The organism is Pseudomonas asplenii, assembly GCF_001293465.1.
Lineage (GTDB): Bacteria > Pseudomonadota > Gammaproteobacteria > Pseudomonadales > Pseudomonadaceae > Aquipseudomonas > Aquipseudomonas fuscovaginae_B.
Genome location: NZ_JSYZ01000017.1, coordinates 92,274 through 114,910, shown reverse-complemented (window position 1 = coordinate 114,910; position 22,637 = coordinate 92,274). Strand labels below are relative to the sequence as shown.

Annotated in this window: 24 protein-coding genes; 10 read left to right on the top strand and 14 right to left on the bottom strand. The window is 64.5% G+C overall.

The genetic code is table 11. From position 1 onward, the window contains the following. Nucleotides 1-63: 63 nt before the first annotated feature. The 3 genes from PF66_RS21285 to PF66_RS21275 all read right to left on the bottom strand — a co-directional run bounded on the left by PF66_RS21285 (nt 64) and on the right by PF66_RS21275 (nt 3,117). Nucleotides 64-903 carry an amidohydrolase family protein gene (locus PF66_RS21285; RefSeq protein WP_054063790.1) on the bottom strand — a complete coding sequence of 280 codons (840 nt, stop codon included), beginning with the start codon at nt 901-903 and terminating at the stop codon, nt 64-66. A 158-nt stretch (nt 904-1,061) separates the two neighbouring features. Next, the gene (locus tag PF66_RS21280) at nt 1,062-2,342 is read right to left on the bottom strand and encodes an MFS transporter (protein WP_054059081.1); all 1,281 of its coding nucleotides are present in this window, start codon (nt 2,340-2,342) and stop codon (nt 1,062-1,064) included. Between the two features lie 43 nt (nt 2,343-2,385). Next, the gene (locus tag PF66_RS21275) at nt 2,386-3,117 is read right to left on the bottom strand and encodes a GntR family transcriptional regulator (RefSeq protein WP_054063758.1); all 732 of its coding nucleotides are present in this window, start codon (nt 3,115-3,117) and stop codon (nt 2,386-2,388) included. Between the two features lie 260 nt (nt 3,118-3,377). Between PF66_RS21275 and aroQ the strand changes: the two genes are divergently transcribed. The 5 genes from aroQ to PF66_RS34010 all read left to right on the top strand — a co-directional run bounded on the left by aroQ (nt 3,378) and on the right by PF66_RS34010 (nt 5,612). Beyond that, the gene (gene aroQ / locus PF66_RS21270; RefSeq protein ID WP_054063757.1) at nt 3,378-3,827 is read left to right on the top strand and encodes a type II 3-dehydroquinate dehydratase; all 450 of its coding nucleotides are present in this window, start codon (nt 3,378-3,380) and stop codon (nt 3,825-3,827) included. Continuing rightward, nucleotides 3,824-4,678 (top strand): shikimate dehydrogenase, encoded by an 855-nt coding sequence (locus PF66_RS21265; RefSeq protein ID WP_054063756.1) that lies wholly within the window; start codon nt 3,824-3,826, stop codon nt 4,676-4,678. Before aroQ ends, PF66_RS21265 begins: the two co-directional genes overlap by 4 nt. 125 nt (nt 4,679-4,803) lie before the next feature. Beyond that, a complete protein-coding gene (locus PF66_RS21260) occupies nt 4,804-5,151 on the top strand; it encodes a transcriptional regulator (RefSeq protein WP_054059085.1) in 348 nt (115 codons plus the stop codon). After that, nucleotides 5,151-5,390, top strand: coding sequence for a HipA N-terminal domain-containing protein (locus PF66_RS33500; protein WP_054063755.1), 240 nt, complete (start codon nt 5,151-5,153; stop codon nt 5,388-5,390). Before PF66_RS21260 ends, PF66_RS33500 begins: the two co-directional genes overlap by 1 nt. Nucleotides 5,391-5,441: 51 nt before the next feature. Then, nucleotides 5,442-5,612, top strand: a complete 171-nt coding sequence (locus PF66_RS34010; protein WP_425357911.1) for a hypothetical protein — start codon at nt 5,442-5,444, stop codon at nt 5,610-5,612. A gap of 257 nt (nt 5,613-5,869) precedes the next feature. Here PF66_RS34010 and PF66_RS21250 read toward each other — a convergent pair whose 3' ends face one another. The 3 genes from PF66_RS21250 to quiC form a co-directional block, all read right to left on the bottom strand. After that, a complete protein-coding gene (locus PF66_RS21250) occupies nt 5,870-6,169 on the bottom strand; it encodes a hypothetical protein (protein ID WP_054059098.1) in 300 nt (99 codons plus the stop codon). A gap of 210 nt (nt 6,170-6,379) precedes the next feature. Further along, nucleotides 6,380-7,057 carry a TetR/AcrR family transcriptional regulator gene (locus PF66_RS21245; RefSeq protein WP_054059088.1) on the bottom strand — a complete coding sequence of 226 codons (678 nt, stop codon included), beginning with the start codon at nt 7,055-7,057 and terminating at the stop codon, nt 6,380-6,382. A 103-nt stretch (nt 7,058-7,160) separates the two neighbouring features. Next, complete coding sequence (gene quiC / locus PF66_RS21240; protein WP_054063754.1) at nt 7,161-9,071, bottom strand: 3-dehydroshikimate dehydratase QuiC; 1,911 nt, start codon at nt 9,069-9,071, stop codon at nt 7,161-7,163. A 273-nt stretch (nt 9,072-9,344) separates the two neighbouring features. On the opposite strand from quiC, the gene PF66_RS21235 reads away from it, so the two are divergent. Further along, on the top strand, nt 9,345-10,679 hold the full coding sequence (locus PF66_RS21235) for an MFS transporter (RefSeq protein WP_054059090.1): 1,335 nt from the start codon (nt 9,345-9,347) through the stop codon (nt 10,677-10,679). A 145-nt stretch (nt 10,680-10,824) separates the two neighbouring features. Here the strand turns inward: PF66_RS21235 and pcaG are convergent, their stop codons facing one another. The 3 genes from pcaG to pcaQ all read right to left on the bottom strand — a co-directional run bounded on the left by pcaG (nt 10,825) and on the right by pcaQ (nt 13,220). Then, nucleotides 10,825-11,430, bottom strand: a complete 606-nt coding sequence (gene pcaG, locus PF66_RS21230) for a protocatechuate 3,4-dioxygenase subunit alpha (protein ID WP_054063753.1) — start codon at nt 11,428-11,430, stop codon at nt 10,825-10,827. Between the two features lie 11 nt (nt 11,431-11,441). Further along, nucleotides 11,442-12,161: a protocatechuate 3,4-dioxygenase subunit beta gene (gene pcaH, locus PF66_RS21225; protein WP_054059092.1), complete on the bottom strand. Its 720-nt coding sequence runs from the start codon at nt 12,159-12,161 to the stop codon at nt 11,442-11,444. Nucleotides 12,162-12,290: 129 nt separating this feature from the next. Beyond that, the gene (pcaQ, locus tag PF66_RS21220) at nt 12,291-13,220 is read right to left on the bottom strand and encodes a pca operon transcription factor PcaQ (protein ID WP_054059093.1); all 930 of its coding nucleotides are present in this window, start codon (nt 13,218-13,220) and stop codon (nt 12,291-12,293) included. A 168-nt stretch (nt 13,221-13,388) separates the two neighbouring features. Between pcaQ and ypfJ the strand changes: the two genes are divergently transcribed. Together ypfJ and PF66_RS21210 are read left to right on the top strand one after the other, a co-directional pair. Next, on the top strand, nt 13,389-14,282 hold the full coding sequence (gene ypfJ, locus PF66_RS21215) for a KPN_02809 family neutral zinc metallopeptidase (RefSeq protein ID WP_054059094.1): 894 nt from the start codon (nt 13,389-13,391) through the stop codon (nt 14,280-14,282). 101 nt (nt 14,283-14,383) lie between these two features. After that, a complete protein-coding gene (locus tag PF66_RS21210) occupies nt 14,384-15,340 on the top strand; it encodes an alpha/beta hydrolase (RefSeq protein WP_152973069.1) in 957 nt (318 codons plus the stop codon). Between the two features lie 15 nt (nt 15,341-15,355). Here the strand turns inward: PF66_RS21210 and PF66_RS21205 are convergent, their stop codons facing one another. The 3 genes from PF66_RS21205 to PF66_RS21195 all read right to left on the bottom strand — a co-directional run bounded on the left by PF66_RS21205 (nt 15,356) and on the right by PF66_RS21195 (nt 17,668). Beyond that, the gene (locus PF66_RS21205) at nt 15,356-15,952 is read right to left on the bottom strand and encodes an HAD family hydrolase (protein WP_054063752.1); all 597 of its coding nucleotides are present in this window, start codon (nt 15,950-15,952) and stop codon (nt 15,356-15,358) included. Continuing rightward, complete coding sequence (gene tesB, locus PF66_RS21200; protein ID WP_054058689.1) at nt 15,949-16,818, bottom strand: acyl-CoA thioesterase II; 870 nt, start codon at nt 16,816-16,818, stop codon at nt 15,949-15,951. Before tesB ends, PF66_RS21205 begins: the two co-directional genes overlap by 4 nt. 280 nt (nt 16,819-17,098) lie before the next feature. Beyond that, a complete protein-coding gene (locus PF66_RS21195; protein ID WP_054058691.1) occupies nt 17,099-17,668 on the bottom strand; it encodes a GNAT family N-acetyltransferase in 570 nt (189 codons plus the stop codon). 94 nt (nt 17,669-17,762) lie between these two features. On the opposite strand from PF66_RS21195, the gene PF66_RS21190 reads away from it, so the two are divergent. Both PF66_RS21190 and PF66_RS21185 read left to right on the top strand, forming a co-directional pair. Next, complete coding sequence (locus PF66_RS21190) at nt 17,763-18,683, top strand: histone deacetylase family protein (protein ID WP_054058688.1); 921 nt, start codon at nt 17,763-17,765, stop codon at nt 18,681-18,683. A gap of 253 nt (nt 18,684-18,936) precedes the next feature. After that, nucleotides 18,937-20,175 carry a TIGR03862 family flavoprotein gene (locus tag PF66_RS21185; RefSeq protein WP_054063751.1) on the top strand — a complete coding sequence of 413 codons (1,239 nt, stop codon included), beginning with the start codon at nt 18,937-18,939 and terminating at the stop codon, nt 20,173-20,175. Between the two features lie 65 nt (nt 20,176-20,240). Here PF66_RS21185 and PF66_RS21180 read toward each other — a convergent pair whose 3' ends face one another. Both PF66_RS21180 and yedA read right to left on the bottom strand, forming a co-directional pair. Further along, the gene (locus PF66_RS21180; RefSeq protein WP_054063750.1) at nt 20,241-21,578 is read right to left on the bottom strand and encodes a DEAD/DEAH box helicase; all 1,338 of its coding nucleotides are present in this window, start codon (nt 21,576-21,578) and stop codon (nt 20,241-20,243) included. A 71-nt stretch (nt 21,579-21,649) separates the two neighbouring features. Further along, complete coding sequence (gene yedA / locus PF66_RS21175) at nt 21,650-22,540, bottom strand: drug/metabolite exporter YedA (RefSeq protein WP_054058685.1); 891 nt, start codon at nt 22,538-22,540, stop codon at nt 21,650-21,652. Nucleotides 22,541-22,637: the final 97 nt, after the last annotated feature.

Below are 22,637 nucleotides of genomic sequence, written 5' to 3'. Positions count from 1 at the left end.
AGGGACTGTAGGAGCCGGGCTTGCCCGCGAAAGCAACCGACGCCGCTGCGCATACTGTCCGCATTAGGCCCGAACGAAACCGAACAACTGCGCCGCCGTATCGCACAGCAGATGCTGGCGCAACGGCGGCGCACAGGCCAGGCGGCGCAGGCGATCGAACTCGCTGGCGAAGCTCACCGCCTGTTCGTGCTGGGTATGCGGCCAGTCGCTGCCCCACAGCAGGCGGTCCGGCCCCAGGCTCTGTAGCATCAGCGACAGGGCCTTTTCCGCGAAATGCAGGTTCTGCGCCGCCGTCCCGCCCAGCCGGTAGATGCCCGATACCTTGATCCACAGGCGCCCGCTCTCGCCCAGCTCAAGCAACCGGGCGAAGGCTGGCTGTTCGACACCGAGGCGCGCATCGGGACGGCCAAAGTGGTCGACCACCACCTTGCAGCCCATCTCCAGCAACGGCTGGACCAGACCCGGCATATCCTCAAGATGGCGATGCAACTCGACATGCCAGTCCAACTGCCGCAGGTGCCGGAAAAACGCCTGCCAGCCGGCCTCGGTGAAATCCGGTAGCGACTGCCCCATCAGGTTCAGACGGACACCCGCGACGCCAAGGGCAGCCATGCGCTGCAACTCGTCGAAGGCGATATCGCGCTCGACCACCACCACCCCGCGCAACCGTTCAGGGGCCTGTTGCAAGGCGGCCAACAGATAACTGTTATCGGTCCCGAGGAAACTCGGCTGCACCAATACGCCGTGGCTCAGGCTGTTTTCCTCCAGCCGCGCCAGGTAGTCGGCCAGGCTGGCGTCATAATCCGGCGCGTAGCGGCGCACGGTCGCCAGGCCCAGTCCACGTTCGAAGACATGGGCGTGGGCATCGATGCCGCTGATGGGCAATGGGCAAATCTCGGACATGGAACTCATCTGTGAACTCAAGAACCCCGCCTCCACCCTGTGGGAGCCGGCTTGCTGGCGATTACGATCCATCCGGCAACATCACCGTTGTCTGACAGGTCGCTATCGCCAGCAAGCCGGCTCCTAAAGAGGCCGGTCGGGGCGGGAAGAAGGTGAAATCAATGGGACAACTGGCCCGCCCCCTTGCCGGACTCCGCCTGCGGCGTGACGTCCTGCAGATTGCGCCCACGGGTTTCCGGCAGCAGCAGCGCCGCCAGCACCGCCACGCCATAGGCGATGCCGGCATCGATGCCGATGGCCGAGCCGAGCGACATCGACTCGCTCATGTGCCCGACCATGAACGGAAACACCGCCGACAGCACCCGGCCGAAGTTGTAGCAGAAGCCGACACCGGCCCCGCGTACATCCGCCGGATACAGCTCATTGAAGAACGAGCCCAGGCTGGCCGGAATACCCGCGGCGAAGAAACCCAGGGGGAAACCGAGGAACAGCATCTGCGCGTTGCTCAACGGCAGGAACAGGTAGCACTGCACGGTGATCACGCAGCAGAAGGCGAAGAGGATGATGTTCTTGCGCCGGCCAATACGATCCAGCAGCATCCCGCTGACCACGCAGCCGAGCCAGAACGCGACGATGATCACCGCCAGGTAGCCACCGGAACTCAGTACCGAAAGATTGCGCTCGGTCTTGAGAAAGGTCGGCAGCCAGGTCATCACGGCGTGATAACCACCGTGGGCACCCAGGCCGAGAATACCGCCCAGCAGCGTGACCCGCAGCAGTTCGGGGCGAAAGATCGCCGCCATCGACGCCAGCAGACTGCGCCCCTGCACCTTGGCCTGACGCTGGCTGGCGTCGGGCTCGACCACACTGCGACGCACATAGATCACCAGCAGCGCCGGCAACAGGCCGACCAGGAACATCACCCGCCAGGCCATGGCCTCCGGCACGAAGGTGTAGACCAGGGTGAACACCCCGACCGCCGCGCCCCAGCCAACCGCCCAGGCACTCTGCACCGCACCCATCACCTTGCCGCGATAACGCGACTGGATGGTCTCGGCCATCAGCACCGCGCCCGCCGCCCACTCGCCACCGATACCGAAGCCCTGCAGCGCCTTGACGATCAGCAACTGGTTGAAGCCGGTGACGAAGGCCGAGAGGAAGGTGAACAGCGAGAACCAGAGGATCATCCACTGCAGGGTCCGCACCCGGCCATACCGGTCGGACAGGGTGCCCCCCAGCCAGCCGCCGATGGCCGAGGTGACCAGCGTCACGCCGCTGATCATCCCGGCCTCGCCCTTGCTCAGGGCGAAGGCGGCGATCAGCGCGGGAATCGCCAGGCCGAACATTTGCACTTCCAGTGCATCCAGGGACCAACCGCCAAAGCAGGCCCAGAACGTCTTGCGCTCCCTCGAAGTGATATCGCGGTACCAACTGAACATGATTTTCTTATCCTTGTAGACCAACAGGGAGCCCAGGCAGGGCTCAGCGAATCTCGACGCTGTAGCGGAAGTGGCTGGCATGGCCACGGGAACGGCGCCATTCCAGCGGCTGGCCGGCGTAGTCGCGCGCCAGTCGCTCGATCACCACCACCGGGCTGTCAGGCTCGATCTGCAACAGCCGGGCATGCACCTCGCCGACGGCTTCGGCGGTCAGGCTCTCTTCGGCGCAGGCGACGACCTGGCCGCAAAGCGCTTCGTAGATCGGATAGAGCAGCGGACCCTGCTGGTCGAGGTCGACCGTCAGCAGTGCCTGGAAGGGCGCCTTGGGCAACCAGATTTCCTCGGCCAGCACCGGTGTGCCTTCGAGCAGACGCAGGCGGACCAGGCGAATCACCTCGGCCTCGGGTGGCAGCCCCAGGGCCTGGCTGACGGCCGAAGGCGCGGGCAGCGAATCGATGGTGAGAATCCGGCTTTGCGGCAGTTGGCGTTCGCCGGCCAGGTTCTGGAAGCGGAAGAAGCGGAACAGCGAAGACTGGAACTGCGGCCGACGGATGAAAGTGCCACGCCCCTGGTGGCGTTCGAGCACGCCCTCTTCCACCAGCTTGTCGACGGCCTTGCGCACGGTGCCGATGGACAGTTGGTATTCACCGGCCAGCACAGCCTCGGTGGGGATCGCCTCGCCCGGGCGCCAGCGGTTGTTGGCGATCTGTCGGGCCAGTTCGTCGCGCAGGCGCTGATAGAGCGGGAGACGTTCGTCGCTGGAGAGTGAATTCATTTTTGTAGTTATCCAGTCATCTATATGAATTTTTGCCGAGTATTCTCCCTGGATGAAAAGGCGTCAAGTGCGTCGTTGCAAAGGTTAAAAGCCCGCAGCCGCTGTGCCCCCAATACTGTCCGCTGATCGAACAGAAAAAAGTGACGGCCATCCACGGTTTATGTTGTTCATTTGACTGAATTAACCAGTTAGTACATTTTACTTCCTCAGACCCGATCATCTTGCGGTCCAAGCCAAAAACAACAATTGGAGACTTGCCCATGCCCCCTATCGTGCTGGTGCTCAACGGCCCCAACCTGAACCTGCTGGGAACCCGCGAGCCGGCGACCTACGGCCATGAAACCCTGGCGGACCTTTCCGCCCTGTGCGGACGCACGGCAGCCGAACTGGGCCTGACCGTGGAATTCCGCCAGACCAATCACGAGGGCGAGCTGCTCGACTGGATCCACGGGGCCCGCGGCCGCTGCGCCGGCATCATCATCAACCCGGCCGCCTGGACCCACACCTCGGTGGCGATCCGCGATGCGCTGGTGGCCAGTGAGCTGCCGGTGATCGAAGTGCACCTGTCCAACGTCCACGCCCGCGAACCGTTCCGTCATCATTCCTTCGTCTCCTCCATCGCCAAGGCGGTGATGTGCGGCTTCGGCAGCCAGGGCTACCGCCTGGCGCTCGACTATTTCAGCCAGACGCTCAAGGGGGCGCAGCCATGAGCCCGACCACCCACAAGGGCGTACTGGCGGGCCTGATCGGCGCGGGCATCCAAGCCTCGCGTACCCCCGCCATGCACGAGCGCGAGGGCGATGCCCAGGGCATCCGCTACCTGTACCGGCTGATCGACCTGGACCTGCTGCAACTGGACGTCAACGCCCTGCCCGAGCTGCTGCAGGCCGCCGAGCGCATGGCCTTCACCGGCCTGAACATCACCTTCCCCTGCAAGCAGGCGATCATCCCGCTGCTCGACGAACTGTCCCCCGAGGCCCGGGGTATCGGCGCGGTGAACACGGTGGTGTTCAAGGACGGCAAGCGGGTCGGCCACAACACCGACTGCCTGGGTTTCGCCGAAGGTTTTCGTCGGGGACTGCAAGGCGTCGCCGTAGACCGCGTGGTCCAGATGGGAGCCGGGGGGGCCGGCGCGGCGGTTGCCCACGCCCTGCTCGACGAAGGCGTGAAACAGTTGACGATCTTCGACGTGGACGCCGAACGGGCCCGCAGCCTGGCGGACAACCTCAACCAGCACTTCGGTGCCGGCCGGGCGCGGGCCGGCAGCGACCTGCCGACGGCCATGGCAACCGCCGACGGCCTGGTCAACACCACACCGATGGGCATGGCCAAGCTGCCCGGCATGCCGGTGCCCCGGGAACTGCTGCGAGCCGAACTGTGGGTCGCGGAAATCGTCTACTTCCCCCTGGAAACCGAACTGCTGCGCAATGCCCGGGCCCTGGGCTGCCGCACCCTGGATGGCGGGACCATGGCGGTGTTCCAGGCGGTCAAGGCGTTCGAACTGTTCAGCGGCGTGACAGCGGATTCGCAGCGGATGCTGGAGCATTTCCAGAGCTTATAAGGCTCGTTTCAGTGAGCCTTAAGTTGCTTAAAGCGCATTAAAACGCGCCTTACTATGGAGTCATTGGGAAATAAGACATGCTATAGTGAGCTTTATCCAATATAAGGCTCACTATGGCGAGTATTATGAAGGCGTTCTTTCCTGTCGGTTGCAGCGACACCCTCAGTAAAATCGGGCTTCTGATAAAGGCCAGGCGCCTCGACCTGGGCCTGCGCCAGTCAGACTTCAGGTCCAGCCTCGGCATCTCCGAACACACCCTGCGCAAGATCGAAAATGGTTCGGAACGGGTGGAGCTGCGCTCCTTCATGCTGGTGCTCTGGCGGCTGGGCATCGACGAGATGATTTTCGGCGCACTGGAGGGCATCGAGCAGTCCTCGCACATCACCAAGCACCTGCCCCATGAAGAGGACGCTCGCGCGAGCCTCTCTTCAAAACGAGTTCGCCTGCGCAAACCCAGGATGGAGGACTTCTGATGTCTCGCGCCTACATCTACATGGAGCATCCGCAGACAGGCGAAACCATCACCCTCGGCCGGCTGACCCTGCAGGGCAAGGTCGGCGAGTTCCTGTATGCCCCCGACTACGTGGCCAGTAACGGCTGGGGCCCCGACCCGATCCACTATCCACTGCGCGCCGAAGCCTATTCCGGCATCACCAAGAATCGCGGTATTCCGGGCTTCATCAACGACGCCATGCCGGACGGCTGGGGGTAACGCCTGCTCCATCGAGTGTACGGCCAGGACCTGCAGGAGCTGTTCAAACGCATGTGCTATAACGCCCTGGCCGGCAACAGCGATGATCATCCGCGCAATCACGCGATTATCTGGACGGGGGCCAGTGGCGCCTTTCTCCGATGTACGACGTACTGCCCATCCTCGACGAGAGCCCAGCCCAGGCACTGGCGATGGCCGTGGGCCGAGAAGGCCCCCGGATAAGCCGCAACAACCTCTCAGCCATCACGAACACTTTGCCCTGTCCCGCGAACAGGCCGAACAGCCCCTGAACGAAGTGATCAGTTGGGAAACGGAACTCAAGGACCACTACGGGCAGTGGCTGAGCGGGGTAGAGTTGCAGAAGGCGCAGGAGGCGACCAGCGCTGCACGGATGCGCTCATGACCTGTGCGGCTGATTCGCACACTCAAATTCGAATCAACGGCGCAGGCCACGGCAGGATGGCTCCTTCAGCAGCCGCTCAGGGCTGGCGGCAGTCGCGTTTCACCGACAGGTGCGGCGCAGGCTCCAGGCGAACCTGCTGCAAGCCCTTGTCGCCCTGAAAGATGAAGTACTTGCTGCGACAGTCCCGGAACATCGGCGAGTAGCCTTCGGCGCGCAGGGCCTGCCCTTCGATGGTCTTGGTCACCGTGTTGTTGCGACTGACCACGGCCAGCACCTGAGCGTAGCTGTCGCCCATCTGCACGCCCGGCTCGACGGTCGCCGAAGGCGACGGCGGCGAAGCGCAGCCGACCAGGCCCATCGCGCCAAGGACCGCCATTGCCAGCCAGCCGAACGAGCCGCGTGCGTGGGATCGCCAAAAATCCGAGGACAGAATCCTGAACTGAGGGCCGAAAAGCATTTCTCATCCTTGTGAATGAAATGTCCGATGGCCAGCAGTGTAACCAGAACCCGGGCAGGAAGGTGCAGTGACGAATCGTCAAACTGTGAGACAGCCCTCAGAAAGCGCCAGCCCTGCCCGGCAAGACCCTCAGGCCTGCAGATAGCGCAACACCGCCTCGCAGATCATCTCCCGGTGCCGCGCCTTGACCTCTTCGTTCGGCAGGTCGATCGGAAACAGTGCGCCGAGGGTATGGCGGTTGGATACGCGGTAGAAACAGAACGAGCTGACCAGGATATGCACGTCCAGCGGGTCCAGGCCACGGCGGAACACCCCCGACTGTGCGCCACGCTCGAGGATCTCGCCCAGCGCCGTGAGGATGGTGACGTTCAGCGAACGAATCGCCCCCGACTGCTTGACGTACTCGCCCTTGTGGATGTTCTCGATGCTGACGATACGGACGAAATCGACGTTGCGGTCGTGGTGATCGAAGGTGAACTCGACCATCCGCCGGATCGCTTCGCGCGGCTCCAGTTCTGTCAGGTTCAGGCGGCTTTCGGTGCTGCGGATGTCACCGTAGAGTTTTTCCAGTACCTCGACATAGAGCTGTTCCTTGCTGCCGAAGTAGTAATAGATCATCCGTTTCGAGGTGTGGGTACGCTCGGCGATCGCGTCGACGCGCGCACCGGCCAGGCCCTGCTGGACGAACTCGACGATGGCTTCCTGGAGGATGTTCTCGCGGGTCTTCTCGGGATTGTTCTTGCGACTCTTGCGCGGCACGACGACGGAGGCGTCAGCCGTGGCGGATAGTTCTGAAGTCATGGTCACTCTGGCTCACGGCCATCTCGGCGGATAGAGGCGATTATGGGCCGCGTGCCACCGAGAAGGAAGCAGGGAGACCCGCCAATTCACCTCCCTGCTTCAGCCAGCGCTACAACCGGGCCTGGCGGGTCCCGCCGCTGCGGGATTTGGCCATCGCCGCCAGACGCACCGCGACGTTCGCCGCGCCGTAGCCGGCATAACCGTTGCGGCGCTGCAGGATCTCGAAGAAGAACCGCCCCTCGAACGGCTCGGTATACACGTGGAACAACTCGCCGCCCTGGGCATCGCGGTCATACAGCACGTTGTAGTAGGCCAGTTCGCTGAGGAACTCGTCGTCGAAATCGAAACGCGCCGCCAGGTCGTCGTAGTAGTTGAGCGGGATATCCAGCAGCGGTACCCCGGCCTCCTTGGCCCGGCGGACTTCGGCGAAGATGTCCTCGCAATCGAAGGCGATATGGTGCACACCGGAACCGCGATAGCTCGACAGCGCGTGGGAAATCGCCGTGTTGCGGTTTTCGGAGATGTTCAGCGGCAGGCGGATCGAACTGCAGCGGCTGCGCAGCGCCCGGCTCTTGACCAGGCCGTAGGGGTCGGGCAGCACCACTTCGTCGTCGGCCTCGAAATCCAGCAGGCTCTTGTAGAACAGCACCCAACTGTCGAGGCTGTCGGCCGGCAGCGCCATGGCCATGTGGTCGATGCGCTTGAGGCCGGCCTGCGACGGTGCGACGGGCAGCAGGTGGAAGTCGGTTTCGTAGAGTTTCTGCCCGGCCGTATCCTGGTCGGCCAGGTAGATCAGGCTGCCATCCGGCGCGCGCACCGCGGCCAGTTCCAGCTCGTTGGGGCCGACCAGGCCGCGATAGGGCTGGCCCTTGTAGGCCACCGCCCGGGCCAGGGCACTGGCGCTGTCCTTGACCCGGATCGCCGTGGCGCACAACGACGGCCCATGGGCCTCGAAAAAGCTGTGGGCAAACGAATAGGGTTCGGAGTTGAGGATCAGGTTGATATCGCCCTGGCGCAGCAGGCTGACGCTTTTCGAGCGATGCTGCCCGGCCTTGCTGAAGCCCAGGCGCTCCAGCCAGTGGGTCAGTTTGGCGCCGAGGCTTTCGTCCACGGCGAACTCGAGGAACTCGATACCGTCGTTCTCACTGACCGGCGGCGGCGCGAACAGCGTGTCGAGATGGGCCACCGGCGGGGCCTCCCGGGCCAACCGCTCGCGGGTTTTCTCTTCCAGATAGAGCAACGAGCGCAGGCCATCGGCGGCATTGGCCCGCGGTGGCGCGGCGCGGAAACCGTCGTTGAAGATTTCCAGGGACAGCGGCCCGGTGTAACCGCTCTGGATGATCGGCGCGAGGAACCCCGGCAGATCGAATTCGCCCTGCCCCGGGAAGCAGCGGAAATGCCGGCTCCACTCCAGCACATCCATCGCCAGGATCGGCGCGTCGGCCATCTGCACGAAGAAGATCTTGTCGCCGGGAATCTGCGCGATGGCGCTCGGGTCGCCCTTGAGCGACAGGGTGTGGAAGCTGTCGAGCAGTACCCCCAGGCTGGGGTGATCGGCCTGACGGACGATGTCCCAGACCTGCTGGTAGGTGTTGACGTGCCGGCCCCAGGCCAGGGCCTCATAGCCGATGCGCAGGCCACGGGCACCGGCGCGCTCGGCGAGCAGGTGCAGGTCATCGACCAGGATCTGCCGCTCGCCCAGGCTGTCGGCCGAGGCGTTGCTGCAGACCAGCACCAGGTCGGTACCCAGTTCCTGCATCAGGTCGAACTTGCGCTCGGCCCGCTCCAGGTTGCGCGCCAGGCGGTCGCGGCGGCATCCTTCGAAATCGCGGAACGGCTGGAAGAGGGTGATGGCGATGCCCAGGTCCGCGCACCGCTGGCGGATTTCCCGCGGGCTGCCGTCGTAGTACAGCAGATCGTTTTCGAAGATTTCCACGCCATCGAAGCCGGCGGCGGCAATGGCATCGAGTTTTTCCGGCAGGGTGCCGCTCAGGGACACGGTGGCTATGGAACGCTGCATGAATCGACTCCCGGCAGTGGGCTTCTTATTGTGGACACGGACCGAAACCGAGGATTGTCGAACCTCGGGAAGTGACCGGATTATTGATGCAGCACGCCACCACTTCAATCAAAGTGTACGAACTGGTTAGTTTTGTGTGCGATTATCGACCACAATGGTCCGCAGCGAATTGACGGTCTTTTGCCCGCTGCGCACCATCATCCGGGCCAAGGCAGTGCTTCAAACGTTCCGCAAACCCAGCCAGACAATTCCAAAAAAAACGGGTAATCGCTCATGCTTTCATCCTCACAAAGCTCCCCTGTGACCCAGGGCAGCACCCGCGGCGGCATCGCCGCCAAACTTCGCGGCGCCATGGCCGTCGGCTCGACCCGCTGGGGCATGCTGGCCCTGGTGTTCTTCGCCACCACCCTGAACTACATCGACCGGGCCGCCCTGGGCGTCATGCAGCCCATCCTCGCCAAGGAGATGAGCTGGACGGCGATGGACTACGCCAACATCAACTTCTGGTTCCAGGTCGGCTATGCCGTCGGCTTCGTCCTGCAGGGCCGACTGATCGACCGGCTCGGCGTGAAGCGGGTGTTCTTCTGCGCCGTACTGCTGTGGAGCCTGGCCACCGGTGCCCACGGCCTGGCGACCTCGGCCGCGGGCTTCATGATCTGCCGCTTCATCCTCGGCCTGACCGAGGCCGCCAACTACCCGGCCTGCGTGAAGACCACCCGGCTGTGGTTCCCCGCCGGCGAGCGGGCGGTGGCCACCGGCATCTTCAACGCCGGGACCAACGTCGGGGCGATGTTCACCCCGATGCTGCTGCCGATCGTCCTGCAGGTCTGGGGCTGGCAGGCCGCCTTCCTGTGCATGGCCGCGCTGGGTGCCGTCTGGCTGCTGTTCTGGGGCCTGAAGTACTTCAACCCCGAAGACCACCCGTCGGTGAAAGCCTCGGAACTGGCGTATATCCAGAAGGAAGCCGAGCCGGAACAACCCGGCGTGCCGTTCTCGCGGATCCTGCGCATGCGCGGCACCTGGGCCTTCGCCCTCGCCTACTCGCTGACCGCACCGGTGTTCTGGTTCTACCTGTACTGGCTGCCGCCGTTCCTCAACCAGCAATACAACCTGGGCATCAGCGTGACGCAGATGGGTATCCCGCTGATCATCATCTACCTGACCGCCGACTTCGGCAGTGTCGGCGGCGGCATCCTGTCGTCGTTCCTGATCGGTCGCGGGATGGACCCGATCCGCGCCCGGCTGCTGTCGATGCTGCTGTTCGCCTGCTGCATCATCGGCGTGGTGCTGGCGGCCGGTTCCAGTCACCTGTGGGTGGCGGTGGGGGCGATTTCCCTGGCCATTGGCGCGCACCAGGCCTGGACCGCGAACATCTGGAGCCTGGTGATGGACTACACGCCCAAGCACATGATGAGCACGGTGTTCGGCTTTGGCGGCATGTGTGCGGCGCTCGGCGGGATGTTCATGACCCAGTTGGTGGGCTACATCCTGACCACCACGAACAACAACTATGCGGTGTTGTTCACGCTGATTCCGGCCATGTACTTCCTGGCGCTGACCTGGATGTACTTCATGGCCCCGCGCAAGATTCCGAAGCTGGACGACTGATCGCGTCGTAACAGAGGGTTATGGGTAGGGCTTGCCGGCCTATTCGCGGGCAAGCCCTGCTCCTACAGTGTGGATGTGGATGTAAATATCGCATGCGCCACAAAACCTGCGGGAGACGGCCGGGCGGCCGTCTCCCGCAGTCTTGTCAGAAGTCGAAGAACACCGTCTCGCCTTCACCCTGGATACGGATATCGAACCGGTAGGCCGTCCGTCCATTCACTTCGCAGCGCTGGGCAACCAGGGTCTCGCGACGCTGCGGCTGCTCGATCAGGTTGAGCACCGGGCATTTGCCGTTGGCCTCGGCCTCATCGGAGAAATACAGGCGGGTCTGCAGGTGGATGTTGATCCCCCGGGCAAACAGCGAGACGTTGATATGCGGCGCCATCGGTACACCGGCGGCGTTGTTCACCACGCCCGGCTTGATGGTTTCCAGGGTCCACTCCCCGGCATCGAAGGTGGTCGCGGTGCGGCCAAAGCTGTTGAACGCCTTCTCCGAGTCGAAGTCTCTGTCGTAGACGCCCTCGTGGTTGGCCTGCCAGAACTCCAGGAAGGAGTCGCGCACCAGGTGGCCGTTGCCGTCGTAGACGTTGCCGAACACCAGGATATGCTCGCCCGGCGCCTCGGGCTTGGCCATGCGGTTCCAGATTTCCTCGGGACGGGGCGGGTTGCCGGCAGCGGCCAGCGCCAGGCCGATGTGCACGTAGGGACCGGCGGTCTGGGACGGGGTTTCCATGAGCAGTTGAACAGGCATGGTCGGTCTCCTCAGCAGTTTTCGAAGTGGGTCTTGCGCTGGCCGCGCAGCACGATGTCGAAGCGATAGGCCAGGCAATCCATCGGATTGGCATTGCCCATGTCCAGGCGGGCGATCAGGCTCTGCACCGCCTCGGGGTTGGCGATCGACTTGACGATCGGGCACATCGGGATCAGCGGGTCGCCTTCGAAATACAGCTGGGTGATCAGGCGCGTGGCGATCGACGGGCCGCTGATCGACACATGGATATGCGCCGGGCGCCAGTCGTTCGGACCATTGCGCCAGGGGTACGGCCCGGGCTTGATGGTGCGGAAGCTGTAGTTGCCATCACGGTCGGTGAGCGCCCGGCCGACACCGCCGAAGTTCGGGTCCAGGGGCGCCAGGTAGCGGTCGTTCTTGTGGCGGTAGCGACCGCCGGCGTTGGCCTGCCAGATTTCCACCAGGGTATGGGGAATAGGCTTGCCGTACTGGTCGCAGACCCGCCCGGCGAGGACGATGCGCTCGCCCACCGGCAGGCCGCCGTTGTTGAAGTTGAGCAGCAGGTCGTTATCGAAACGGCCGAACTTCAGATGGGAAAAGTCCGGGCCGGTGCTTTCGCTGATCGATTGCGGAATGCTCACCAGCGCCTGGCGCGGGGAACGGGCGATGGAAGTCTTGTAGTCCGGGGTCAGGGCCTTGGGGTGCCAGTTACGGTCACGAATGACAAAACGACTGCTGTCTGCTTCAGACATGTCGGTCTCCTGTTGTTTTTATCGGGAAAGGTAGCTGCACGCTACACACTGCAAATCACGCGGTTGCAGCGTGCCCCAAGAGGAAACCGCTGAATATTGAAAAGCCGGGCCCCTTTCATAACCAAATGGTTATGGATAATGTCCTTCGCGATAGGCCTGCCCCACCTCCCGCAGCACCTCCACCGCCCATTGCGCGGCCAGCGCCAGCGGCAGGCTGGCGTTGCTGGAAATACCCACCGAACCACCCGGCTCACGCTGCCCGAGGTCGATCTCGCGCAAATCGCCCCGCGCCAGGTCCAGGCGCACCGCATCCAGCGGCGCCAGCCAGAGTGCCGCGCTGGACAGCACATAGCGCCGGCTCAACGCCACCGAGAGGGTTTCCAGGCGCTGCCGCGAGGGGTTGAGACCACACTGCACGAACAGGCTGTCGGCGAACTTGCGGATGGTGGTGCCCGCCAGCGGCAGCACCAGCGGATAGTTTTCCACAGCCGCACGATCCAGCGCGCCCTGCAACAGTGGATGATCGGGACGGGCCACCAGGGTCATGGATTCGCTGTACAGGTGCTCGAAGGTCAGCCCCTGGATCTGCGGGCTGTCGGTCATTCGCCCGACCACCAGGTCGACATCGCCGACCCGCAACTGCGAGAGCAGATAGGCGCTCGGTCCGGTGACCACACTGACCACCAGCGCGGGATGGCGCTCGTGCAGGCGCCGCACCACTTCCGGGATCAGCAGGCTTTCCACGGTCGACAGCACCCCGAGCCGCACCACGCCGGCGGCATACTCGCCTTCGCGCAAGACCTGCACGCCCTCGCGCAGGGTCTGCACCGACGGCCCGGCATAACGCAAAAAGGCCACCCCGGCCTCGGTCAGGCTGATACCGCTCTTGCTGCGCACGAACAGGCGGGTCTCCAGCAGTTCCTCCAGCTCCTTCAGGGTCTTCGACATCGCCGGCTGGCTGACCGCCATGACATCCGCCGCCCGTGCCAGGCTGCCCTGGCGGGCCATTTCGAGAAAGCACACGAGGTGACGGAATTTGATGCGACTATCGATGTTCACGGGACGGCGGGCTCCGGCTACGGATCGGGACAGCGGCAATTGTGTCTGATATTCGGCGCGGGTGGCGGTTTCTGAACTCAATCGGCAATCCAGTGCCTGACGACCGGACTGGCGGTGAAGCGTCACGGCAACGACACTCAAATGGCACAACGACGGGAGGATTCCCACATGCTCTGGAAAAAAGGACGGCGCAGCGACAACGTGGTGGATGCTCGCGACGATAGCAATGCCGGTGGCGGCGGCCTGCGTTTCGGCGGCGGCAAGGGCTTGAGCCTGACGGCGGTGGTCCTGATCGTCGGTATCGGCCTGTTGACCGGCCAGGACCCGATGCAGATCCTCGGACAGCTCAGCGGCCAGTTGGGCCAGCAGGCTTCGGTACCCACCACCACGCAGACGCGCCAGGCACCTGCGGCCAATGACGAACAGGCGGACTTCGTCCGGGCGATTCTGGGCGACACCGAGGACACTTGGGGCCAGATCTTCCAGCAGGCGGGGCGCCAGTACCGCGACCCGACGCTGGTGCTGTTCCGCGGCCGGGTCAACTCGGCCTGCGGCCTGGCGTCGTCGGCCACCGGACCGTTCTACTGCCCGGCGGACCAGCGGGTCTACCTGGACCTGGATTTCTTCCGTGAAATGTCCCAGCGCTTCAAGGCCGCCGGCGATTTTGCCCAGGCCTACGTGATCGCCCACGAAGTCGGCCACCACGTGCAGACACTGCTCGGTGTGTCGGCGAAGATCCAGGCGGCGCGCCAGCAGGGTCGGCGGATGGAGGGCGACGGCGGCCTGCTGGTGCGCCAGGAACTGCAGGCCGACTGTCTGGCCGGGGTCTGGGCCTGGCATGCCCAGCAGCGCCTGCACTGGCTGGAGCCCGGCGACGTGGAAGAAGCCTTGAATGCCGCCAATGCAATCGGTGATGATCGCCTGCAGCAACAGGGTCAGGGCCGCGTAGTCCCCGACTCGTTCACCCACGGCACCTCCGCACAGCGGGTGCGCTGGTTCAAGGTCGGCTTCGCCCAGGGGCAACTCAGTCAATGCGATACCTTTGCCGCAAAGAGTTTGTGAATGAACGGGGCAGTGGCTGGCTGACCGGAGTGTTTCGCCAGTTGGCTGCCCGCTCGTCCGGTCGGGCGCCATCGCCCGCAAGCCGGCTCCTGCAGGGAGCGCTGTTGCTGGGGCTGTGTGTCAGCGCGGGAGCGGCGGAGCATGGCGTCAGGGAGGTCAGCCCCGATCACCTGAAACTGTCGGGCGGCGAATTGAGCGTCGGCCTCAATCGCGACTGGAAGGGGCCGATGCCGGATGTGCAGCGGGTGCTGATCATCGTCCACGGCCGCCTGCGCAACGCCATGACCTATCTGCAGAGCGCCGAAACGGCCGCGTCCCAGGCGGACCAGGCGCGCAACACGCTGATCATCGCGCCGCAGTTTCTCAACGAGAGCGATGTGCGGCGCAATCACCTGCCCGACCGTCTGTTGCGCTGGCACGACAATGACTGGATGGCCGGTGAGCCCGCCACCGGGCCCGCTGCCATGAGCTCCTATGCCGCGCTGGATGAAGTCCTGGCGCGCCTGGGCAATCGCAAGAAATTCCCGGCACTGCGCAAGGTGGTGATTGCCGGGCACTCCGGCGGTGGGCAGGTGGTCCAGCGTTATGCACTGGTCGGGCACGGCGACGCACAGTTGGCCGGCAGCGGTATCCGGCTGCATTATGTGGTCGCCAATCCGTCGTCCTACGCCTATTTCAGTGCACAACGGCCGGCGAAAGGTTTCGACCCGGCGGGCTGCCCGGGCTTCAACGACTGGAAGTATGGCCTGCAGAACCTGCCGGCTTACGTCACCGGGCAATCATCGGCCCAACTGGAACAGGCCTACGTACAGCGTGATGTCACCTACCTGCTCGGGCAGAAAGACATCAACCCGAACCATCCGGCGCTGGACAGGAGCTGTGCGGCCGAGGCCCAGGGTGCGTATCGGCTGGTCCGCGGGCACAACTACTTTGCCTATCTGCAGCAGCGGCATCCGCAGGGGTTGGCTCAGAAGTTGGTGGAGGTGCCGGGGGTGGGGCATGACGGCAACCGGATGTTCACTTCTGCGCAGGGGCAGGAAGCCTTGTTCCCGCGCTGAGCCTCGTGGCAATCGCTACGACTGGCCAATCATCCGCTGCAACACCGCACAATCCTCGGCATGCCAGTCGGCCAGCTCCGGCCAGGGATTGTCCGGCAGGTTCACCAGCACCGTCCGGGTCCCCGCCGCCCGCCCGCAATCGAGGTCGAAGCGGTAGTCGCCGACCATCACCATCTCGCCCGGCGCCACGTCCCAGGCCTCGGCCAGTTTCAGCAGACCGCCCGGGTGCGGCTTGGGTGGCGCGTCGTCGCGGCCCAGCACATCCTCCATGGCGAAGCAGTCGGCCAGGCCGATCGCTTCCAGGGTGACATGGGCCAGCTCGCGGGCATTGCGCGTCAGGATGCCCAGGCGATAGCCGCGCCCGGCCAGTTCGCGCACCAGTTCCACCGCCCCCACCGCCGGCCTGGACCCCAGCGCCAGGTCACGCTCATGCTCCAGCAGCCAGGCATGCTTGGCCGCCGCCTCGTCGGCCGGCAGCGCCGCCAGGTGGGTGAGAATGTCGTCTTGCGGCGGAATCGACAGGGCCACGCGAATCGCCGCGAAATCATGCACGGCGACGGTCAGGGTGCCGTCCATGTCGAACACCCAGTGACGTACATCGGCCAGGCTCATGCCCAGTCCTTGCGGTGACGGATCAGGCCTTCCTGGGTCACCGACGCCACCAGCACACCGGCGCGGTTGTACACGCTGCCACGGGAGAAACCGCGGGAGTTGCCGGCCCAGGGGCTGTCCATCGCGTACAGCAGCCAGTCATCGGCGCGCAGGTCGGAGTGGAACCACAGCGCGTGGTCCAGGCTGGCGACCTGCATGTCCTTCTGCCACACCGACTTGCCATGGGGCAGCATCGAGGTGGTCAGCAGGCCGAAGTCCGAAGCGTAGGCCAGCAGGTACTTGTGCAACGCCGGAATATCGGCCAGGGCGCCGTCGGCGCGGAACCAGACATACTTGATCGGATCGGCCGGCTGCGGGTTGTAAGGGTCCTTCTCGGTCACCGGGCGCACTTCGATCGGTTTGGGGCACAACAGCTTGTCGCGCATGTGCTCGGGGATCAGGTGGGCGCGCTGGCGGGTGATTTCCAGCTCCGACGGCAGGTTCTCCGGCCCCACCACCTGCGGCATGCTGCTCTGGTGCTCGAAGCCTTTTTCGTCGTACTGGAACGACGCGCTGCAGGTGAAGATCGGGTGGCCCTTCTGGATCGCGGTCACGCGCCGGGTGCTGAAGCTGCCGCCGTCGCGCACGCGGTCGACCGAATACACCACCGGCAGCGCCGCATCGCCGGGGCGCAGGAAGTAGCCGTGCAGCGAATGTACGTGCCGCGCGTCCTCGACGGTCTGGCTCGCCGCCGACAGGGATTGGCCCAGCACCTGGCCACCAAACAGCTGGCGAAAGCCGAGGTCCTGGCTACGCCCGCGAAAGAGGTTTTCCTCGATAGATTCCAGGGTCAGCAAGTCGACCAGGTCTTCCAGCACGTGGCTCATCAAAACGCTCCTCACACAGGGCAATGCCGCCCAGCCTTGGCTGCGGCGGTCGAGGTCATTCGCTGTTCGACGACAGCGCTCATGCCGCAAATGATACAGCGTTTGCAGCCCCCAGGCCCTAGTGGCCCGTGTGGCTAATTCGCATGCTCGACTCCGAGCCCATGGCTTCGCCAGACAGCGTTGCCATTCCTCGCCGTAGCCCTGCTACGACTCGTCATGGCGCCTTGCCTGGCAACCCCCTGGGCCCGAATTTGAGTATTCGAATCAACCATACAGGCCACTAGCCGTGCAGGGTTTCCAGCCACTGGTCGCGGCTGATGCGGTACAGCACGTGCTTGCGCAACGGATGGTCCTCGGCCAGCTTGGGATGCTCGAAATCCGCCGACGGATCGTAGTGCATGCCGATGGCCTGCATGACCTTCTGCGAAGGGGTATTGGTTTCGGTGGTGAAGGCCACCACTTCCTCCAGCGCCAGGCGATCGAACGCACAGCGCAAGGCGGTCCAGGCGGCCTCGCTGGCATAACCCAGGCCCCAGTGCTCATGGGCCAGGCGCCAGCCGATCTCCACCGCCGGGGTGAAGTCGGCGTCGAAGCTGACATGGGCCAGCCCGGTCAGGCCGATGAACGCACCGGTGTCCTTGCGCTCCAGGGCCCACAGGCCAAAACCGTGCTCGGCGAAATGGCCGCGAAGGCGCCCGATCAGCGCGGCGCTTTCCAGGCGGCTCAAGGTCACCGGGAAATAGCGCATCACTTGAGGATCGGCGCACATCCGGGCAAATTCCGGCAAGTCGTCGTCACGCCACTGGCGTAACAGCAGACGCGCACTCTCAAGTTCCAGTATCGGCTCCATCATTCCCCCCTTCAGGTTTCCTTGCCACGCTGTTGCCTGCCCGCAAGTGTATCGCGCTGATAAGATCCTTCACTCATTCCTACATGAAATCGCCATGCCGTTGCCACTGATCTATCACGACGACTACAGCCCCGAGTTTCCGCCGGAGCATCGTTTCCCCATGGACAAGTTCCGCCTGCTGCGCGATCACCTGGTGGACAGCGGCCTGACCAGCGACCCGGCGTTGCTGCGCCCGCAGATCTGCCCTGTGGATATCCTCGCCCTGGCCCATGACCGGGACTACATCGAACGCTACATGGCCGGCGAACTGTCCCGTGAAGACCAGCGCCGCCTCGGCCTGCCCTGGAACGAAGCCCTGGCCCGGCGCACCGTGCGGGCGGTCGGCGGCTCGCTGCTGGCCGCCGAACAGGCCCTGGAACATGGCCTGGCCTGCCACCTGGCCGGCGGCACCCATCATGCCCACTACGACCACCCGGCAGGTTTCTGCATCTTCAACGACCTCGCGGTGATCAGCCGCTATTTCCTCGAAAGCGGGCGCGTGGACCGGGTGCTGATCTTCGACTGCGACGTGCACCAGGGCGACGGCACCGCCCGCATCCTTGAAGACACTCCCGAAGCCATTACGGTTTCCCTGCATTGCGAGAAAAACTTCCCGGCGCGCAAGGCCCGCAGTGACTGGGACATCCCCCTGCCCATGGGCATGGGCGATGCCGACTACCTGCGGGTGGTGGACGATGCGCTGAACTATCTGCTGCCGCTGTATCAGCCGGACCTGGTGCTGTATGACGCCGGTGTCGACGTGCACAAGGACGATGCCCTCGGCTACCTGCAACTGACCGACGAAGGCGTCGCGGCCCGCGACGAAAAGGTCCTGCGCCACTGCCTGGGCCGTGACATCCCGGTGGTCGGGGTGATCGGCGGCGGCTACAGCAAGGACCGCCAGGCCCTGGCCCGCCGCCACGGTATCCTGCATCACAGTGCACAGCGGGTCTGGACGTCATCAGGCTGTCATTGAGTTGTGCAGGCTTACCCACAATGCCTGTGGAACCGCCTGTGGATAACCTGCGTGAAAGGCTGCACAGGCCTTGCAGAGCAAGGCTCACAGGTGGCTGTATGTTTTTCGTACACATGCCGATGCCGTGCCGGTTCGATGGAAGTGTGCAAGACAGGAGGGCCTATTCGCGGGCAAGCCCCGCACCGCCCACCCCACACAAGGCTGTGGAAAAACGTAGAATACGCGCCCCCATCCAGCCGATTCGCAGCCCGCCATGACCCGTCCAGCCCCCGATACTCCTTCCCGCGTCGCCATCATCGGCGGTGGCCCCGCCGGCCTGATGGCCGCCGAGGTCCTGAGCCAGGCGGGTACCCAGGTCGACCTGTACGACGGCATGCCCTCGGTCGGACGCAAGTTCCTGCTGGCCGGCGTCGGCGGCATGAACATCACTCATTCCGAGCCCTACCCGGCCTTTCTCTCGCGCTACGCCGAACGTGCACCGCAGATCGCGCCGATGCTGCGGGCGTTCGGCGCGGATGAACTGCGCGAGTGGATTCACGGCCTGGGGATAACCACCTTCGTCGGCACCTCCGGCCGGGTTTTCCCCAGCGACATGAAGGCCGCACCGCTGTTGCGCGCCTGGCTCAAGCGTCTGCGCGAGGCCGGGGTGGTTATCCACACCCGCCATCGCTGGACCGGCTGGCAGGACGGCAAGCTGGTTATCCACAGCCCGGACGGCGAAAAGCTCGTCAACCCCGACGCGACCTTGCTGGCCCTCGGTGGCGGCAGCTGGGCCCGGCTGGGCTCCGACGGTGCCTGGCTGCCGCTGTTGGCACAGCATGCGGTCGGGGTTGCGCCGTTGCAACCGAGCAACTGCGGCTTCGAGGTCGAGGCCTGGAGCCCACTGCTGAAGGACAAGTTTGCCGGCGCGCCGCTGAAGAACGTCGCTATCGGGCTGCAGCACGACGCCCTGCGCCTCGGCGAGTGCGTGATTACCGTCAGCGGGATCGAAGGCAGCCTGATCTACGCCTTGTCCGCCGGGATTCGCGAACAGATCAATCAGCACGGCTCGGCCGTGATCGAGATCGACCTGCTGCCCGGCAAGACCCGGGAACAACTGCGCAACGCCCTGGCCAAGCCACGTGGCTCGCGCTCGATGGCCAAGCACCTGCACAGCCAGGTCGGCATCGACGGGGTCAAGGCGGCGTTGTTGCGTGAGCTGACGGATGCTGCCTGCTTCGGCGACCCCGAGCAGCTGGCAAACGCGATAAAGGCCCTGCCATTGAAGTTGGTAGCGCCCCGCCCGCTGGACGAGGCCATCAGCAGTGCCGGTGGCGTGACCTTCGAAGCGATGGATGAGCGCCTGATGCTCAAGGCGTTGCCGGGGGTATTCTGCGCCGGCGAAATGCTCGACTGGGAAGCGCCGACCGGCGGCTACCTGCTGACCGCCTGCTTCGCCAGCGGGCGGGTGGCGGGGAAAGGCATGCTGGAGTGGCTGCGGCGCCAGTCCTGAAGTCTGACGACTCGATGTTCATGATCGCTCCCACGCGCCGCGTGGGAACGATCGGAAGATCAGGCTCAGGGCTTGCGCTTGCGCGGCCCGGTATTGAACGCCGGCACCTTGCGCACCGGTTTGACCGGCGGCGCCACGTCCTCCGGTTTCTCGCCACTGTCCACCCAGCGCCCCAGGTTGCGCTTGCCACCGCCCGATTCCTTGGGTTTCTTTGGCTTTTTCGGTTTCTTCACCACGTTGCCGGCCCCGTCGGTCTGCGGCACCCGGTGATCCGGCTCGAAACCGGCCTCGTCCTGCCGCTTGAGGGTCTGGCGGGTCAATGTCTCGATCGCCGACAACAGGTTCACTTCATCGGCACACACCAGGGAAATCGCCTCGCCGGTGGAACCGGCACGACCGGTGCGACCGATCCGGTGCACGTAGTCCTCGGCGACGATCGGCAGGTCCAGGTTGACCACCAGCGGCAGGTCCTCGATATCCAGGCCACGGGCCGCGACGTCGGTCGCCACCAGAATCTGCACTTCGCCCTGCTTGAAGCTGTCCAGCGCCCGTTGCCGGGTCGCCTGCGGCCGGTCGCCATGGATGCCGTCGGCACTCACGCCCAGTCCCTGGAGCTTTTCCACCAGTTGGTCGACGCCGTTGCGGGTCTTGGCGAACACCAGCACCTGTTTCCACTTGTTCTTGCGCAGCAGGTGCACGAACAGTTCCGACTTGCGCTTCTTGTCGACCGTCACCACCCACTGCTTGACAGTGCTGGCCGCCACGTTGCGCGGGCTGACCTCGATGCTCAGCGGATTGTTCAGCGTCTGCCCGGCGAGCAGGCGGATGGCGTCGGAGAAGGTCGCCGAGAACAGCAGGGTCTGGCGCTTCTTCGGCAAGGCCCGGTAGATGTTGCCCAGCTCTTCCTGGAAACCCAGGTCGAGCATGCGGTCGGCCTCGTCCAGTACCAGGGTCTGCAACTGGTTGAACTTGATGGCGTTCTGGCGAAACAGATCGAGCAGGCGGCCCGGAGTCGCCACCAGCAGGTCGACGCCGCGGCGCAGCTTCATCATCTGCGGGTTGATGCTGACCCCACCGTACACCGCGTAGGTACTCAGCGGCAGGTGCTCGGCGTACTGGCGAACGCTTTCGTGGACCTGCTCGGCCAGTTCGCGGGTCGGCACCAGGATCAGCGCGCGCAGCGAGTTGGCGGCGACCTTGGGGCCCTCCATGGCCAGCAGTTGCAGCAGTGGCAGGGCGAAACCGGCGGTCTTGCCGGTACCTGTCTGGGCCGCGGCCATCAGGTCGCGGCCGGCCAGTACGGCGGGAATGGCCTGGGCCTGGACCGGAGTCGGCTCCTTGTAGCCAAGAGTGTCCAGGGCCCGGGTCAGGGGTTCGATCAGGCCGAGAGTGGCGAATGTCATGCAAGTACCATAAAAAAGAGCACCGTAGGAAAAGAGTCAGCGCAAGAAGCCGTGCGCGGCAGTTTAACCTGTCAGGCCCCTTTCGGCTTGCGCCACTGCGGCAAACCGATCAGCACCACGGCACTGATGATCACCGCCATGGCCAGGCATTCGTGCCAGCCAATGTGCTCGTCGGCGAACAGGATGCCCAGCAGCACCGCCACCGCCGGGTTGACGTAGGCATAGCTGGTGGCCGCCGCCGGACGGACATTCTTCAGCAGGTACATGTAGGCGTTGAAGGCGATGATCGAACCGAAGAACACCAGGTAGGCCATGACCACCCAGCCTTCGACGGAGGGCATGTGGGCCAGGCGCTCGCCGCGGGCAAAGCTGGCCAGCAGCAGCACCACGCCGGCCACCAGCATCTCCGCCGCGCTGGCCATGCCGCCGGGCGGCAGTGGCAGGTGCTTGCTCCACACCGAACCGAAGGACCAGGTGGCGGCCGCCAGCAGGATCAGGCCCGCACCCAATGGGCTGCCCTGCAGGTTGGAGCCCATGTTGAGCAGAGCGATACCGATCAGCCCGAGCACGATGCCGGCCCATTCGAGACGGGTGGCGCGGCCCCCCCAGAAGTAGCCGCACAGCAGGGTGAACAGCGGTACGGTGGCGACCGTCAGCGCGGCAATCCCCGAGGCTACGCCGATATGCTCGGCCAGGGTCACCGCACCGTTGCCGAAGGTCAGCAGCAACACGCCGATCACCGCGGCGGCCTTCCACTGCTGCCAGGTCGGCGCCGGCACCCCGCGCCAGCGCTGGTAGGCATACATCAGGGCACCGGCGATCACGAAACGGATCCCGGCCATCATCAGCGGCGGCCAGGACTCGACGCCAATGCGGATCGCCAGATAGGTCGATCCCCAGATGAAATACAGCGCGAAAAAGGCACCGATCAACGGTAGCGGAAAGCGGCGAGGGGCAGGCATGGGAGGCTCTGGGCAGGACAAGGGAAGGCTATTCTAGAAAGGCCTTCGGTAAATAATAAGTTACAAAACCGCGTAATCACGCCGGTACACTTTCTAA

What these genes read in the sequence shown, in the direction of transcription:
- pcaG (WP_054063753.1), bottom strand. Translation starts at nt 11,430, where the DNA reads ATGCCTGTTCAACTGCTCATGGAAACCCCGTCCCAGACCGCCGGTCCC.
- tesB (WP_054058689.1), bottom strand. Translation starts at nt 16,818, where the DNA reads ATGAGCCACGTGCTGGAAGACCTGGTCGACTTGCTGACCCTGGAATCT.
- yedA (WP_054058685.1), bottom strand. Translation starts at nt 22,540, where the DNA reads ATGCCTGCCCCTCGCCGCTTTCCGCTACCGTTGATCGGTGCCTTTTTC.
- PF66_RS21260 (WP_054059085.1), top strand. Translation starts at nt 4,804, where the DNA reads ATGAAGGCGTTCTTTCCTGTCGGTTGCAGCGACACCCTCAGTAAAATC.
- aroQ (WP_054063757.1), top strand. Translation starts at nt 3,378, where the DNA reads ATGCCCCCTATCGTGCTGGTGCTCAACGGCCCCAACCTGAACCTGCTG.
- PF66_RS21285 (WP_054063790.1), bottom strand. Translation starts at nt 903, where the DNA reads ATGTCCGAGATTTGCCCATTGCCCATCAGCGGCATCGATGCCCACGCC.
- PF66_RS21250 (WP_054059098.1), bottom strand. Translation starts at nt 6,169, where the DNA reads ATGGCGGTCCTTGGCGCGATGGGCCTGGTCGGCTGCGCTTCGCCGCCG.
- PF66_RS21205 (WP_054063752.1), bottom strand. Translation starts at nt 15,952, where the DNA reads ATGAGCCTGGCCGATGTACGTCACTGGGTGTTCGACATGGACGGCACC.
- PF66_RS33500 (WP_054063755.1), top strand. Translation starts at nt 5,151, where the DNA reads ATGTCTCGCGCCTACATCTACATGGAGCATCCGCAGACAGGCGAAACC.
- PF66_RS21185 (WP_054063751.1), top strand. Translation starts at nt 18,937, where the DNA reads ATGACCCGTCCAGCCCCCGATACTCCTTCCCGCGTCGCCATCATCGGC.
- PF66_RS21235 (WP_054059090.1), top strand. Translation starts at nt 9,345, where the DNA reads ATGCTTTCATCCTCACAAAGCTCCCCTGTGACCCAGGGCAGCACCCGC.
- PF66_RS21195 (WP_054058691.1), bottom strand. Translation starts at nt 17,668, where the DNA reads ATGGAGCCGATACTGGAACTTGAGAGTGCGCGTCTGCTGTTACGCCAG.
- PF66_RS21180 (WP_054063750.1), bottom strand. Translation starts at nt 21,578, where the DNA reads ATGACATTCGCCACTCTCGGCCTGATCGAACCCCTGACCCGGGCCCTG.
- PF66_RS21280 (WP_054059081.1), bottom strand. Translation starts at nt 2,342, where the DNA reads ATGTTCAGTTGGTACCGCGATATCACTTCGAGGGAGCGCAAGACGTTC.
- PF66_RS21275 (WP_054063758.1), bottom strand. Translation starts at nt 3,117, where the DNA reads ATGAATTCACTCTCCAGCGACGAACGTCTCCCGCTCTATCAGCGCCTG.
- ypfJ (WP_054059094.1), top strand. Translation starts at nt 13,389, where the DNA reads ATGCTCTGGAAAAAAGGACGGCGCAGCGACAACGTGGTGGATGCTCGC.
- PF66_RS34010 (WP_425357911.1), top strand. Translation starts at nt 5,442, where the DNA reads ATGTGCTATAACGCCCTGGCCGGCAACAGCGATGATCATCCGCGCAAT.
- quiC (WP_054063754.1), bottom strand. Translation starts at nt 9,071, where the DNA reads ATGCAGCGTTCCATAGCCACCGTGTCCCTGAGCGGCACCCTGCCGGAA.
- pcaH (WP_054059092.1), bottom strand. Translation starts at nt 12,161, where the DNA reads ATGTCTGAAGCAGACAGCAGTCGTTTTGTCATTCGTGACCGTAACTGG.
- PF66_RS21190 (WP_054058688.1), top strand. Translation starts at nt 17,763, where the DNA reads ATGCCGTTGCCACTGATCTATCACGACGACTACAGCCCCGAGTTTCCG.
- PF66_RS21265 (WP_054063756.1), top strand. Translation starts at nt 3,824, where the DNA reads ATGAGCCCGACCACCCACAAGGGCGTACTGGCGGGCCTGATCGGCGCG.